Consider the following 255-nt stretch of genomic DNA (forward strand, 5'->3'; position numbering starts at 1 on the left):
CCGTATACCCGCGGCTAGACGGAAAGACCCCGTGAACCTTTACTATAGCTTGGCACTGAACATTGACCCTACATGTGTAGGATAGGTGGGAGACTTTGAAGCGGGAACGCCAGTTCTCGTGGAGTCATCCTTGAAATACCACCCTTGTAGTGTTGATGTTCTAACTCTGGCCCCTGAATCGGGGTTGAGGACAGTGCCTGGTGGGTAGTTTGACTGGGGCGGTCTCCTCCCAAAGAGTAACGGAGGAGCACGAAG

Annotated in this window: 1 rRNA gene; it reads left to right on the top strand. The window is 53.3% G+C overall.

Annotation, left to right across the window (positions count from 1 at the left end):
* A 23S ribosomal RNA gene (locus tag LZP69_RS16520) occupies positions 1-255 on the top strand; the annotation flags it as partial.

This window comes from Shewanella sp. AS1 (assembly GCF_021412565.1).
Taxonomy (GTDB): domain Bacteria; phylum Pseudomonadota; class Gammaproteobacteria; order Enterobacterales; family Shewanellaceae; genus Shewanella.